Here is a 15099-nt window from a genome sequence, read left to right as displayed (position 1 = left end):
CCAAGAGAATTAAAAACAGTAATTTTAAACTAGTTTTAGAAAATTAAGCAGTTCTAATATGGGGAAGCTTACAATAGGTCCTAAACTTTATGAGGATGTACATGGTAAACTTGATTATACACCTGTGAAAAATAGAATCATTGAGAGTAAAGAAAGTAAGGTTTTTTCTTTGTATATGGGCTATGATGTATATTTAGATTATGAATTAAGAAGTAAGATTTTAGAGGATACAATACTTTCAGAAATAAGAAAAACAAAAAAGGTTTATAACATTACCAATAACAGAGAGAATTTTGATATCTATAAGGGCAAAATCTCTGATTCAATTAAAGGTTATATCCATCTCAATTATACGAACCCTAAAACAGAACAATTTGATTATCTCAATATTCCAATTGAGTTTTAATATTAGGTGTTTAGCAGGCTTTACTTTTTGAAAACAGTTTAAAAAAACGATTAATGTTTATTTGTTTAATACCGAGGTGATTAATGAAGATTTATTTAAAATATGTATTCTTGATATTTTTTCTAGTGGCTTGTAATTCACGAGAAGAAAATCTTCAAATTGAACTTTTGAAAACAGACTCACCAATGAAAGTGCTGTTAAGTTCAAGTAAAAGTGGTAATAATAAAGTAAAAATTTTTATACCACAAGAATTTAAAGTTACAAGCGCTCCTTCGGCTATTAAAGTTTCAAGCATCCGTTTTAGTGAAACAGGAGCCAATATATATGGAAGTCGAGGTACTGAGATTTATACTTACGATGAAAGTGGTCTTGAAATAGCAAAAATTGAACGCCAACTTTCCAAAAACAATATTTATAAATTTTACGTAGGTTATTTTAATAGCATTAGTGATTATGAAAAAGAAAACATTTTAGCTAATTACATTCAAAAGGGAACTAAATATGGAAATAATATTTATGATATTAAAAATAATGATTCATTGTTCAAGAAGCTAAAGAATAAAATCTCTGATTCAATTAGAGGTTATATCCACCTCAATTATACCAACCCTGAAACAGAACAATTTGATTATCTCAATATTCCAGTTGAGTTTTAATATTAGTTGCTGTGTAGCCATTGTACTTCAAAAAATAGTAGTATTTTTAGCACAATAAAATAATAACTAATTTTGACAAACTACAATTAACACTCAAAAAAATGAAAAAAAACCTACTGTGTATAGCGCTATTTTTTGCGTTATTCACGTATCAAACAAAAGCAAATGAGATTACCTCTCGTAACGCAGTAATTGCTACCACAACTACTGCTAATCTAGGTGATGTAACTGTCACCGGAGAACTAAAACAATGGCATAATATAACTTTAGAGATTACTGGACCTCAAACTTCAGAGTCAGCCAATACAAATCCATTTTCAGATTATCGAGTTCAAGTCGTTTTCACAAAAGGAAATGAAGAATTTTCCGTACCTGCTTATTTTGCTGCCGATGGAAATGCAGGTGAAACCTCAGCTACATCAGGTAACATTTGGAAAGTACATTTTAGACCATCTTCTACAGGAACATGGAATTACAAAGTTCATTTTAGAACCGGTACCGATGCAGCAACTTCTACCAGTAATACAGTTGGTACAGCAGTGCAGTCTGTTGACGGGAAAACAGGAACAATTGTTGTCGCTGCTTCTGATAAAACAGGAAAAGATTTACGAGCTAAAGGGCGTCTAGAATATGTTGGAGAACATTACTTACGTTTTGCAGGTAATGGTGAATGGTTTTTAAAAGCGGGACCTGATTCTCCAGAAAATTTTCTTGCTTATGAAGATTTTGATAACACATCCGATATAGGAGGAAGAAGAAAATCTTGGTCGCCACATGCTGGAGATTGGAATTCAGGAGATCCAAGTTGGCAAAATGGAAAAGGGAAAGAAATTATTGGTGCAGTAAATTACTTGGCTGATAAAGGATTAAATACATTTTCTTTTTTAACAATGGCCGCACCTGCAGGAGATGATAAAAATGTTTTTATGTGGACTGCTACCAACGAACAAGACAGGTATGATTGTTCAAAATTAGACCAATGGGAAATTGTTTTTACTCATGGTGAAAGAAAAGGAATGCATCTTCATTTTAAAACTTCGGAAACGGAGAATGAAATGCAATTGGATAATGGAAATGTAGGTAGAACACGTAAAATTTATTATCGTGAATTAATTGCTCGTTTTGGACATCATTTAGCCTTAAACTGGAATTTAGGGGAAGAAAACGGAGATTATGGAAATACAAATCAAAATGATGCACAACGTATTGCCATGGCAAAGTATTTTGCTGATAATGATCCCTATGAAAATCATATTGTAATTCACACATCACCTAATGGGCAAGATAAGATTTATACGCCATTATTGGGTAACAAATCCGAATTAACAGGAGCTTCTGTACAAACAGGATGGAATAAGGTACATGATATGACTAAAACGTGGGTAGATAAATCTGCTAATAACGGTAAAAAATGGGTTGTTGCTAACGATGAGCAAAACTCGGCAAAAATCGGAGTTCCAGAAGATGCTTATACAGGCACACCCAATAAACATGATATTAGAGAAAATGTTTTATGGGGAAACTTCATGGCTGGAGGTGCTGGTGTGGAGTATTACTTTGGGTACGAAAGACCACATAGTGATTTAAATTGTGAAGATTTTCGTTCTAGAGACGATAGTTGGGATTACTGTAGATTTGGTCTTCAGTTCTTTAATCAATACGTTCCTTTTTGGGAAATGAAAAATGATAACTCTAAAACTTCTAGAGGGCAGTGTTTTTATAAAGATGGAGATATTTATGTTATTTATTTACCTAATGGAGGAGGTAGTAATGTAACCTTGCCTAATGGTAATTATAATGTTAGATGGTACAACCCTAAATCGGGAGCTGGTTTAACGGATGGAAAGCAAAACTTCAGTGCTAATGGAGCGACTGCAATTGGAAATTCACCAAATACTAATAATGATTGGGTTGCATTAGTTACAAATACTAATTTTTCTCATCCTGGGAATCCTAATGGATATGAGCCAGAACTAGAAACCCCAAAAGAAGAAGTAGAAGGGCCAGCTGGTAGTGTAGGGTGTAGTGAATCTACGTCTAAGGTTACAGGTGATTTTATAGCTATTGAAGCTGAAGATACTGATGCTGACCTTGGTTTATGGGAAATGCAGACACCGACAGATGACTGGTATTTAGGGGACACCCAAGGTGTAGCTCCTATTAATAATAGTTACTTAGAGTTTACAGGGAATAATATAAATTCAGGTAGTGCTCAATCTCCATTAACTTACACCTTTGTTTGTGAGGAAACTGCAACATATAGATTAGTGATGCGTATGCGGCAAAATTTGGAAGGAAATGGAACGCATGAACAAGACAAGTCTAATGATGTGTATGTGAAATTGGAAGGAGATTTTGAATCAGGAAATGAATATACAACAGCTAGTTTAAAAAGTAATATGAAGTTTTGGGGAAGAGGTACCAAAATAGGAAATGACACTGTTGATCATTGGGGAGCCATTGTTCAAGGAGAGTTAGGGCATGATAAACTACCAATTATGTACAAGCTTAAAAAAGGCGAAACTTACACATTAACAATGTCTGGTAGAGCTAAAGGTGCCTGTATTGATTATATACTTTTTATTAATACAAAATTAAATTTAAACCCAGGGTATAATGTTGATATTGCTGTTAAGTTTGATGAAAAATATAGACCTCATACTTGTGAAGATAACGATGAACCTGTTATATCAGATTGCAATACGATAAATGCTGTAAATTTTGATAAATTTACAGGTTGGAATAATACTTTTGTTGATGCGCAATCAGGTAACGCACCTGCTCCAGCAAATGATATTCAAGTTTTATCCGTGTCCAACAGATTAAAATGGGCTGCTGCTGAGACTACATTTACAGGAGAGGACGGAGACATGCTTATCAAATTGAATTCCATGCAAGAAACAGATGGAGAATGCACTTTTAAAGTTTTTGTAAATAATGCGCTTATCGGAGAGGTGACCAATGATAGAATTCATGGGACAGGCATAGCGGATTATACCATCCAAACCCATGAAATTAACAGCGATGCTGTTTCTTTAGTGAATGGAGATGTTATTCGTGTTAAGTTTAATAATGCAACAAATGGTTTAGTTCCAGAAGGAAATACTACTGCAACAGCACGTGGCAGATGGGTGAGTTTAGAGCTTTGTCCTGCTGGGGAAGCCGCGGAGGATCCAGACCCAGTAGAAAATGAATTAAGTACCATTCACGATGCTTATATTCAAAATTCGGCTTCATTTAATAATAATGATTTAAAAGTTGAAAAAGGGGTAAGAACAGCTTATTTATTGTTTGATACTGATGGTTTGGATTCTTATACTCAATCTATTCAATTAGATTTAACAGTAGGAGACGATGCAGGTTCTGGAGAATTAAAAGTCTATAAGGGAAATCATACCAATTGGACTGAAACAGCAATTACTGCTGCAAACGCACCAACTAAAGGTTATCTATTAGGGAGTATTGATGAAACTTATCAAAAAGGAAATACATACTCTATTACTCTTGATATATCTAAAATAACTATTGGCGAGCCGCTAACTTTGATCATTGAACAAACTTCAGGTAATGATGTGTGGTTTTCTTCATCTGAAGTGGCTGGTAAAGAACCTAAATTAGTTATTGAATCAGCTACAGCATCTGTTGATGATATTGATATGGATTCTGTGAACGTATATCCAAATCCGTTTGTTAATGAATTAGTAGTAGATTTGCCAATTGGAGCCAGAACAATTGAGCTGTATGATTTTGCAGGAAGACATATTTTAACTAAAAATGTAGAAACAGGATTGAGAACGCTAGTTGTTTCAGAAAATGTTTCTTCATTAGAATCAGGAGCTTATATATTACAAGTAATTACGGAAACGAATGTATATTCTCTTAAAGTAATTAAGAAATAGCTTCTTAACCATTAAAGTTTAGGGAAACCCTCTTTGTGGTTCTTAAAATAATTAAATAAAAAAAGCGACTTGAGATAATCAAGTCGCTTTTTGTTTTGTTTAAATTGAACATGGCAAATTCTTCTTTTTTATGATTCTTTTCTGTATTCTAAAATCTATAATCAATATGATTACCTAAGTTATTTGTAAATTAGAGAATGGAGACAAGATGAAACCTGTGCGATTCAAATTAGTATGGGATCATTCCTGAAAGTTGTGTTTACGCAAAAAATTGAGTTAAAATAAAAGGGAAGACTTCTACTTTTTTTACTCATCTAAATTAACTTCTGAAAGCTGTAATTTTAGCTTTTAGTATACTGTAGAATCATTTGTACTTCGATTTACAAAATAGTTTAAAATAGTCCTGTAGATAAAACAAAAAAAACTCAATCAAACAATCGAGTAGACGGGTGGCAATAATGAATTATTCCGTCTACAAGACATGTTTTTCTATCACCTTTTACTGTTATTACCACAGGTTTAGCTTGTATAGTATTACATACAAAATTAAAGTTCCTGAGGTGATTTTAGTTTTATAAGCCTTGTTTTTTTGGACGGGATTTGGAGTGTTTCTGTTTCTTGGCGCAAAATTTATGGGAGGGTATTTGGTTGAATAATTTAACTTACTAGTTCTAGAGCTCGCGCAAGGGATAGCAGTGGAAAGCCCACAGGGAAGTATGACCGCGGACTTGCAACGAATAGCCCGACCCTAAAGGGTTGCGCCCAAAGGATGCTACTGAAAATGAAAGCCAAATTCTTTGAAAGGTTGTCTTTTCTTTAAACTGCTAAATCTTTGTATTCTATTAAAACTGAAAGTAAATAAACGGTTGGAAATCGGTTGAAAAGGCTTGATAACAAATAATACCCACCACTACAGAAGCAACAACTTTTAAGTAAATTGGGCTGTTGGCATAGAGATTTTCAATTTGGGTTTTAGTTGAATTTGGTAACCAATGCGTGATGTAACCAATGCCCATGACGATGAAAACAGCTTTGTAGTTCACAAATATGTCCCAGGCATAGTGTAAATCCATATGATAGGCTACTTGGTTGTACCATTTCGCGATATGCTCCATACTTTCGCCCCTAAAATAGATGCGGGTAAAGGTGATAAAAATTAAAGTCACTAAGATTTTCCACCATCTTGCAATCCAGTGGTTGTATTTTTCATACGGACTTATCTTTCTCCATAATTTGTAAACCACGATACCCAAGCCGTTAAGTCCGCCCCAAATCACAAATTTCCAAGAAGCCCCGTGCCACAAGCCGCCAATAAGCATGGTGAGCATAAGGTTGATGTTGGTATTAATATAGTTCTCTACTTTTTTATTGTATTGGGCGGCAATAAAAATGGCCAAACAAATTGCTAATGTTGAATATACCACGATTAAATTTTGATAGGCGTAGAGGACACCTAAAATAATGATAGATAGGATGATGTAAGAACCTATGGAGCCTTTTCGGTTTCCGCCTAAAGGAATGTATAAATAATCTCTTAACCAGGTGGATAGCGAGATGTGCCAACGCCTCCAGAAATCGCCGGTATTTAGTGCTTTATACGGTGAGTTGAAGTTTACGGGTAGCTTGAATCCCATGAGTAAAGCGAGGCCAATGGCAATATCGGTATAACCAGAAAAATCACCATAAATTTGTAGGGAATACCCAAACATGGCCATTATATTTGCGAAGCCAGAAAACATTTCTGGGGTGTCGAAAACACGGTCTAAGAAGTGCATGGCTATAAAATCGGCAAAAATCATTTTCTTAATGAGCCCTTTTAAAATCATAAAGGTTCCCTTGTCAAAATCGGATTTTGTTAACAGCGTTGGTGCTGTAATTTGAGGTACAAAATTCTCTGCTCTTACAATTGGCCCTGCGACAAGCTGCGGAAAGAAACTCACATAAAATCCGAAATCTACAATAGAGTCTAAAGGTTTTAGTTTTCTTCTGAAAATATCGACACTGTAACTTATGGTTTGGAAGGTGTAAAATGAAATACCTACTGGAAGTATAATTTTATCGACTGTAAAATAGTTTTGATCATTGAAGCTATTTCCCCATTCGGCAAGTAAATTCACGACCTGATAATCGGTATGGAACAACATGTTTAAAGAGTCGGTAAAGAAATAGGCATACTTAAAATAACAGAGTACAGTTAAATTAACGATAACACTTAGCGTAACTAGGGCATAGCGTTTTTTGTTGTTTTCGGTTTTGTAAATGTTTCGACCTATAAAGAAATCGACAATGGTACTAAATATGAGAATACCAATAAATAAACCACTAGTTTTGTAGTAAAAGAATAATGAAATTAGAAATAAATAAGCGTTTCTCTGTTTAATTTTTTTGTAAAACACGCCAAACAAGGTGTAAGCGACTGCGAAGAAAATCCAGAAATTTACTTGAGTAAAAATTAACGGAAAATCTTCCGAGAATGTGAAAATGTCGTATAACCTATTCATCGAGACGTTTAAAGTAATTTAGTAATTCGGTTGCGTTTCTGCCGGTAGATGCTGCCCATGCATTTACTATGGCGTCTAACATTAAATCCGCCTTTACGCTATAGCCAAACAGGGTGAAATGAACACGGTCTTTAGGCATGAGTTCGTTTTTATACCATTTTTGCGATGATCCCAATCCTCCCATAATTTCGAAAAAATCCCAAACCGCCATGTTGTATTCTTCTGCTATTTCTAATATAATTCGTTGTTGTGTAACCGTATTCGGATTTGGTTTTCTGCGCCTGTAATAACTATCATTAGGAACCGTAAGCAGAATGGCGCAATTGGGGTTTTTACGCTGAATCATGTTTAAAAAAGATTTGTAATAATATCTGAAACCTTCAGCGTCAAACTGATCTTCTGGCATATAAGCATCATTCGTTCCTATGGAGATAATAAATAAATCAGGGTTATAGAGATCAAACTGACGTTCAAAATAGGTGCTACGATCGAAACGTTTAAAACTAGCGCCGTTAACACCTATAGTTGTATATTCTATACCAGGATTGTTGTTTATAAACTCTAAACCCATAATATCAAATTCAGGATTTACCGTAGCAGAATCTTTTAGTTTAAGGCTTATTTCTAGGCTGTCTATGGTTCTGTTGAAACGAAATTCACGATACATCTTAACGTAATTTATCGTGTCTGATTTTACTAAAGTGCTGTCTAAAACAACTAAATTATAATCGTTTCTCCAAGTGTTATAAAACACACGTAATTTATCAAAGTTATAGGGTTCTCTATTATAATTTTTATAGTTCGCTTTTATAGATAGCGTGTCTGAAATATCCCTAAATGCAGCTGTTATTCCTGATAAGCCCCAAGCAATACTGTCTTTAGTGATGGAGCAGCGGTAACCTTGCCATTTATCTTGAGTGCTACTTGATACACGGTAATTTAAAGGGTTGTTTGTGTGTGCTAAATGGTAGGGAAACACAAAGCCTCGTTGTCCCGTAGCATAAGGATTCATGTTTTGCAAATAAGTTCTTAGTTTATTAGAATAAAAATCGGCTTGAATATGCGATCCTCCAATATGCATGATTTGAAGTTTATCTTTTTCGCCAGAATAAATACGGTCTAGTTTAGCGAAAAAAGTCTTAAAAGCAGGCGATTTATCTGCGTATTTAAGGGTGTTAGCTTCAAAATTTATAAGATGTCCTAAGGTAGGTTTTATGCTGTCCAACACATAATGTTGAGCATGAATAGACGTAGTGAAAAACAGGAGTAGAATTAAATACTTCATTTTTTATCCGTTAGATCTAAGTAGAGCGATAGAAAAAGAATTTCAGAAATCACTTTAGTACCCGATGGTGAAAAGTGCGTGTAATCGTTCCCTGCGAGTTTTTGGTCTACCCAATAGGGCATCGAGTTTTTTCCCCCCATAGCATCGTAAATGCTCCAATAAGCTGCTCCATTTTTAGTCATAATATCTTCAAGACATTCATTTAAATAAGGTAAAAGCGGGTAGGTAACCATTTGTCCGTTTTCTGTAGTAGACATATCACTAGGGCCAATGAACAAAATATTTGCATCGTTTGTTTTTCGTTTTACCCAGTTTACATGGTTTTTAATATATCCTGCATAACGTTTTACATGTAGTGAATCTTCAAAGTAAGGCACAGAGTTTCCTCCGTATTGAAAAATTACTAATTTCGGATCTAACGCCTTGTACATTTTTTTGAAATTGGTACTGTTTGTTCCTGCAAAAATAGTTCCTGCCGAACCGCGCATAGCCACGTTATCTAGGTTAATACCCTGATCACCATCTAGGGTGAGTCCATAGAAGTCTGGACTAATTTTGCTTTCCAATTCTATTTTTAAGGACGTTGGGGTTACAGCTAAATTAATTTGGTATTTATGATACTCTCCATCGTTTATTAATGCGTCCGATTGAATTAATTCCCCATTATTAAACACTTTTATAGTCGTTGGAGTTACCGATTGCCCGTAGTGTAAGCCGATTTTTGTGAATTTTTTTAGGCGGTTGTATGAACGGGTTGGTTGAGAAATATAAATGGTGCCTTTGGTTACTTGTAAGGTGTCTAAAAGCACATCGTTAATACTGTCGTAAGCCTGTGTGAATCGTGAAAGCGACGAGTAAGCGCCATATTTTTTATGTTCGAAAGGTGTGGCTCTCTTGTCAAAATAGGCATGACGTGTCCAATTATCTGAAGCTGCTACATCATTACTAATCTGTTCATAAACTTGTACAATAGGTACAAATCCAGGACCATGACCTCCGTAAATACCTTGGAGCCTGTTTCTAAGATATGCTGAAATACGATCGCCTTCCAACTGGGAATCGCCGTAATGAATAATACGACATTGACTCGCGTTTAAGCTGTTTCGTAATTTTTCTAAATATTCAGATTTATTTTCAGGGTATTGAATACGTTGTACTTTAGATGTGTCTATTTTTCTAAAATCAGGAGGAGGAGGTAATTCTTCTATTTCCGCTACGTCATTTTCAATTTCCGTATTTTCTATAATAGTTTCAACATTAGTTACAATACTATCTAAAACAGTAACTTGTGTCGCCTCAGGTGCTTTAGTTTGAAGAAAAGATTCAGATTTAGGATATTTTATGGTCACATCACCTATGAAAAAGCCTTCCTGAAATGTACCGTTTGGCAGTGGTTTAGAATCTGAAAAGAAAGTCATTCCTAAAAGAATCAATAAAACAATGATCAGATATAAGGAAATTTTTAATGGTGTGTATTTCAAGTTTGTTTAGGTTAACTGCTTTTATAAGAAGCAGAATCAGGGTATAAAGATACATTTCTTGATTAAAACTATCAACGGCCAGTAAAATAATCCGTGATTTTCTGTTTTTTTCTGAAACTTAAGCATAATTTAATGGAAGCAGATACATGTAAATAGACGATTTTAACAATTTATTGGGCTTCTAAATAAGCTCAAAGCCTTACTATTTAGGTAAAACTTCCGCATCTTTGCCTAAAAATTAGCATTGTGAATTTTAAAGACAAAGAACTCATCATATTTGACTTTGATGGCACGCTCATCAATAGTATTCCAGATCTTACCTTGGCCGTAAACACTATGTTGTCTCATTATGAAGCCAAACCACTGACAATAGAAGAGGTGACACCATTCATAGGTAACGGGGCGATGCCTTTGGTGAAAAGAGCCTTGGGACGTGCGCTACCAAACCAAGAACTTTCGGAAGCTTTTTTAAATGAAGCTTTTAAAGTCTATTTAGCGGCCTACCAGCAGGTAACTTGTAAAGATACTTTTATGTATCCTGGCGTTTTGGAAACCTTGAAATATTTAGATGATAAAAGTTATAAACTAGCCATTTGTACAAACAAACCCTTTGGGTTTATCAAACCTATTTTAGATAAATTAGAAATTACACAGTACTTTAAGAGTTGGGTTGGTGAAGATTCTTTACCAGAGAAAAAGCCTCATGCAGCGCCACTTTTTCATATCGCTGAAGAAATGAATACGACCATTGAAAATAGTATTATGGTTGGTGATTCTAAAAATGATATTCTTGCTGCGCAAAATGCAAACATGGAAAGTATTGGAGTAAGTTATGGTTATAATTACAATGAAAATATAGCAGATTATAAGCCTACAGTAGTCGTCGATCATTTTTCTGAAATTCAAGAATTGTTCTAGAATGGATAAAATTTACAATGTTGGTATCATAGGAGCAGGGGTTTCAGGTGTTGTAACCGCATTACAGCTGGCAAAGCATGGTATTGATTCTGTATTGTTCGAACAGGAAAAAAGTGTTGTGAGTGGTCCTCCGTTTTGTCATTTACATGCTGGAGGTAATTTGTACCCAGACATCTCTGAGTCACAATGTAAATTGCTTATGAAACAATCCATAGAAATGGCGCGTTTATTTCCAGAATCTATTGATGAAAGACCAACATTTATAAGTGTTCCTAAAACTGAAAAATATGAGTTTAATAAGCTAGAGGAGCGTCTTGATATGTTAGTGCAGTATTACGAGGATTTAATAGCCGAAGATCCTGCGAATAAAATTCTTGGAGCACCAGAGCATTACTATAAAATTTATACCGAAGCGGAATTAAACGTTTTAGCAAAACAACCCACTATAAAACATCCGAAGTCACCTGATCAATGGATGACTAATACCATTAAATTAATAGATTATAAAAAGTTAAAGATGCCAGTAATTCTTGTTCAAGAATACGGGTGGAATCTTTTTAGGCTCGGTGCTCAAGCACAATTGGCATTGGACAAAACTCCTTTTTGTGATTTAAAAACAAATACTAGCGTTACGAGTATTAAGGATGTTCGGAAACAAAATTTAAATTACAATTGGGAAATAACCACAAAAGACGAGGTTTATAAAGTGAATTACCTAGTGAATTCATGTGGCTTTAAAGCAGGAGAATTTGACGAGTCATTACATTTAAACACAGAGCGCTTAATTGAATTTAAGGCTGCGTATGTTTCAAAATGGGATCCTATTCCTGGATTAATTCCAGAGCTTATTTTTCATGGTGAACGAGGCACGCCTCGTGGTATGGTGCAATTAACACCTTATTGCGATGACTATTATCAAATTCATGGCATGACAAACGAGATTACATTGTTTGAAAACGGATTGGTAAAGTCTAAGAATAATGTGCCACAACCAGAGTTTGAAGATGGTATCAAGCAAAAATTAACACGTGGTTGGGATTACAAGGAAGTAAAATCGCGTACTGAAAAAGCCATAGCATCGGTCACTAAATTTGTTCCAAGCTTTAAATCGGCTAGTGTTGGTGGACCTCCATTATTTGGTGCCCAACAAATACCGGGTGACGACCCAAGCTTAAGGATAGGGGAGGTTCGTTTTCCCTGTAAAACTTATGCGCGTAGTGAAATCGTTAAGGCTTCTTCAGCTTTAACTGTAGCCAATCAAATTTTAAATAAAATACAAGAAATAGGTATTATGCCTTCAATAAATGATGAAGGAAGCCAGAATTCAATTTTAGAAAGCATATCTAAAGATGACATTGATGCCTTGGCTGAAGCTCTTGCTGAGCAGCGCGGTTATCCAAAGTCGTTATCTCGATTGGTTATTGAGAAAAAGTGATTGGTTTAATTTTCTAATAAGAAAATTAATCACCTCTAGCGCACATGGAAAGTAGTATCTTGAAATCTTTCATTTAAGACAAAAATGAGTGATGGTTTAAACTGTTTATAAAAATATTTTTAGCTTAATTTTTATAGGTGACTTTGCTTCCTTTAAAGTCATTTTCTTCAAAAATTCTTCGTACTTTTAATATGTATATCTTTCAATCAAAGGGTTTTATGTGTTTGTTTTAACATGATTTACATCGCTACGTTTTTAATCGTGTTTTGTTAAGAGTTTTCATGATATTGAATTAATCACGTTACAAAATAGATTAAGGTTATATGAAAATGATTAAATAACTATTTACTTTTTATAGAAAAGTAATTTGCCAAAACCGTGCAGGTTTTTCATAATTATCACAGGTTATCGGACGACTTGGGTCGCCAGTTAAAATGAGTTTATCACCTTCTATTTTGGCATGGGTAATGGTTCCTGCTTTATATGTAAAACTTGCTATATCATGTCCTTGTAGGTATTGTTTATTATAGATTCTTACGGTACTAATTTCTGGACGTGATGAATGACCACCAAAACCAAAGGAAACCGTGCCGCTATAATAAATGGCAATACTACCATCTAAGCCCTCTGGTTTTAGTAATTTAGGAGGGCGATTTGAACAATAATAAGGGTTTTTAGATAAAAGTGTTTTTTCAAAAGTTTTAAGATTTACCTGATACAACTTTGTGTCTACATGCTTTTGGGTATCTGGATTGGCAATCATTAAAATGGTGTCAGTATTAACATAATTAACAAACCATATGGATTTCATTACAGGGTTTTTAAAAGTGTGAATCAGTTCGCCTAACTTATGGTCCTGTTGCAAATGGATGGTGTTATCAAGAAACACTAAGGTGGTATCGGTATCTTTAAGTTTAAAGACTAAAACGGTACGATTTTCATCGTCAAAAACATGGAGTTCATCACGTAATTCGCCTTCGGGTGTCATTAAGAATTCTTTAGCAACCGGTAAATCGCCGTCACTAGGCATAAACTCTGTAATTATTTGGGCATCTGTATTGGAGAGTTCTTCTATTTGTATGTTTGGATTATGATCTAAAATATCATTGCTTAAACGCACTTTTGCAATAGATAATTTATCAATAAATATCATTTTAATTAATAGGATCACAAAAGGGAAAACCACTAAAAGGACAAGAATACCAATAATCCACCACACAATTTTCATATATTATTTTAAATTAAGATGTAATAAAAGCTTTGATAAGCTCATCCTGACAAATTATTGTTTAAGTATGCCTTTTTTTATTGCTAGTTGTTTGTTATTTGTTTTTGGAAATTTATTTTAACCATTAACCATTAACCATTAACCATTAACCATTAACCATTAACCATTAACCATTAACCATTAACTAAAACGCTTCACCAATTCTAAAATAAATGCCCCAATCATCTTTACCCACGGCGGCGTCCAATCCGATATTAAATTTCACTTTCTTAAAAGCTGCATAGCGATACCCAACACCAGCACCAGGATAGGCTTTCCAGTTGAAGTCTTCGGTGTCCGATCCATACATGGTTGCAATACCGGCAAAACCTACTACGCCCATTTTGTCGTTAAAATTGTAACGGTATTCCCCTTGAACGGCCATTAATCCGTCACCACGGTATTTGCCTTCCGAATAGCCACGAATATCTTTTCCACCAAGGACAACCTGTTGTTGAAAGGCGATATCACCCAAACCAAATTTTCCGAAAAAACGCGCGGCAATAACATCATGATCTTTTCGAGTAGAAAAATACTGGTTATATTCCGATGAAATTTGATTGGCATCCACCTCGTTTCCAAACCAAGTTGGGTAGGCTAAATATCTTAAAAGGGTTTTGACTCCATCAGTAGGGTAGTAAATCGCATTTCTGCTATCATATAAAGCATTGAGCTCAATGGCATTGGTTTGAGTTACATCTTCCGGTTGTACATCGTCTTCATAGAGGGTGTCATAATGGGCGAAAGTATAGGTGATTCCGCCATATAAGTGCTCTATTATTTTGCGTTGTACTCCTGTGCTCAAAACAGTAATGTCAGTTCCGTAGTCATAAAAACCGGGAACTTCGATGTCAGTCATGTAAAATTGAGAGTTTTTATCACCCGTTAAAAAGAAGAGTTTGGCACGCCAGGTGTCTTCCTTAAAATACCATTTATTAAATGCGGCGATAAAATAGGATTTATTCGTGGTGTAAACTGCCGACATACCTGATATGGATTTTGCCGAAACGGTATCGTTTTTATCCAATTTGTACATCATCATAGGAATGGCACCAAACATAAACTCTAAATTTCTGTTGTAACTGATGTAGGGCATCACCTGAAAATCAATTTTCTTTTCCTTTATGGTGTCAGTTTGTTTCTTGTTTTTATGTTTTGCTTGCTGCGCTTGTGTGGTATTTAGAAATAAAGTGAACAAAATAAGAGGGAGTATGTACTTTTTCATGGCCTGGAGGTATTTCAGCTTTAATT

General features: G+C 34.9%; 10 protein-coding genes. 5 read left to right on the top strand and 5 right to left on the bottom strand.

What is annotated here, in order from left to right:
• The first annotated feature begins 58 nt into the window (after positions 1-58).
• The 3 genes from Q4566_RS14910 (at position 59) to Q4566_RS14900 (ending at position 4961) form a co-directional block, all read left to right on the top strand.
• Entirely contained in the window at positions 59-406 is a 348-nt protein-coding gene (locus tag Q4566_RS14910) for a hypothetical protein (protein ID WP_303422888.1), read from the top strand.
• Positions 407-516: 110 nt separating this feature from the next.
• Positions 517-1062: a hypothetical protein gene (locus Q4566_RS14905; RefSeq protein ID WP_303422885.1), complete on the top strand. Its 546-nt coding sequence runs from the start codon at positions 517-519 to the stop codon at positions 1060-1062.
• A gap of 101 nt (positions 1063-1163) precedes the next feature.
• Positions 1164-4961 carry a DUF5060 domain-containing protein gene (locus Q4566_RS14900; protein ID WP_303422882.1) on the top strand — a complete coding sequence of 1266 codons (3798 nt, stop codon included), beginning with the start codon at positions 1164-1166 and terminating at the stop codon, positions 4959-4961.
• Positions 4962-5803: 842 nt separating this feature from the next.
• On the opposite strand, the gene Q4566_RS14895 is transcribed toward Q4566_RS14900, so the two are convergent.
• Genes Q4566_RS14895 through Q4566_RS14885 form a run of 3 tightly spaced genes read right to left on the bottom strand, consistent with a single transcriptional unit; the run spans position 5804 to position 10228 of the window.
• Positions 5804-7462: an MBOAT family protein gene (locus Q4566_RS14895; RefSeq protein ID WP_303422879.1), complete on the bottom strand. Its 1659-nt coding sequence runs from the start codon at positions 7460-7462 to the stop codon at positions 5804-5806.
• Positions 7455-8747, bottom strand: coding sequence for a GDSL-type esterase/lipase family protein (locus Q4566_RS14890; protein ID WP_303422874.1), 1293 nt, complete (start codon positions 8745-8747; stop codon positions 7455-7457). The genes Q4566_RS14895 and Q4566_RS14890 overlap by 8 nt, the downstream gene beginning before the upstream one ends.
• Positions 8744-10228, bottom strand: a complete 1485-nt coding sequence (locus Q4566_RS14885) for a lipase (RefSeq protein ID WP_303422872.1) — start codon at positions 10226-10228, stop codon at positions 8744-8746. Before Q4566_RS14885 ends, Q4566_RS14890 begins: the two co-directional genes overlap by 4 nt.
• 246 nt (positions 10229-10474) lie before the next feature.
• On the opposite strand from Q4566_RS14885, the gene Q4566_RS14880 reads away from it, so the two are divergent.
• Both Q4566_RS14880 and Q4566_RS14875 read left to right on the top strand, forming a co-directional pair.
• The gene (locus Q4566_RS14880; RefSeq protein ID WP_303422870.1) at positions 10475-11146 is read left to right on the top strand and encodes a phosphoglycolate phosphatase; all 672 of its coding nucleotides are present in this window, start codon (positions 10475-10477) and stop codon (positions 11144-11146) included.
• 1 nt (position 11147) lies between these two features.
• Positions 11148-12581: an FAD-dependent oxidoreductase gene (locus tag Q4566_RS14875; protein WP_303422867.1), complete on the top strand. Its 1434-nt coding sequence runs from the start codon at positions 11148-11150 to the stop codon at positions 12579-12581.
• 352 nt (positions 12582-12933) lie between these two features.
• Here the strand turns inward: Q4566_RS14875 and Q4566_RS14870 are convergent, their stop codons facing one another.
• Complete coding sequence (locus tag Q4566_RS14870; RefSeq protein ID WP_303422864.1) at positions 12934-13809, bottom strand: hypothetical protein; 876 nt, start codon at positions 13807-13809, stop codon at positions 12934-12936.
• Between the two features lie 184 nt (positions 13810-13993).
• A complete protein-coding gene (locus Q4566_RS14865) occupies positions 13994-15073 on the bottom strand; it encodes a BamA/TamA family outer membrane protein (protein ID WP_303422861.1) in 1080 nt (359 codons plus the stop codon).
• Between the last annotated feature and the right edge of the window lie 26 nt (positions 15074-15099).

The organism is Tamlana sp. 2_MG-2023 (assembly GCF_030548465.1).
Classification (GTDB): domain Bacteria; phylum Bacteroidota; class Bacteroidia; order Flavobacteriales; family Flavobacteriaceae; genus Pseudotamlana.
Note: the sequence above shows the minus strand (reverse complement) of the source record. Positions and strands in the feature narration are given on the sequence as shown.

Coding starts and splice junctions, on each gene's coding strand:
- Q4566_RS14910 (WP_303422888.1), top strand. CDS start 59: ATGGGGAAGCTTACAATAGGTCCTAAACTTTATGAGGATGTACATGGT.
- Q4566_RS14900 (WP_303422882.1), top strand. CDS start 1,164: ATGAAAAAAAACCTACTGTGTATAGCGCTATTTTTTGCGTTATTCACG.
- Q4566_RS14895 (WP_303422879.1), bottom strand. CDS start 7,462: ATGAATAGGTTATACGACATTTTCACATTCTCGGAAGATTTTCCGTTA.
- Q4566_RS14890 (WP_303422874.1), bottom strand. CDS start 8,747: ATGAAGTATTTAATTCTACTCCTGTTTTTCACTACGTCTATTCATGCT.
- Q4566_RS14875 (WP_303422867.1), top strand. CDS start 11,148: ATGGATAAAATTTACAATGTTGGTATCATAGGAGCAGGGGTTTCAGGT.
- Q4566_RS14870 (WP_303422864.1), bottom strand. CDS start 13,809: ATGAAAATTGTGTGGTGGATTATTGGTATTCTTGTCCTTTTAGTGGTT.
- Q4566_RS14865 (WP_303422861.1), bottom strand. CDS start 15,073: ATGAAAAAGTACATACTCCCTCTTATTTTGTTCACTTTATTTCTAAAT.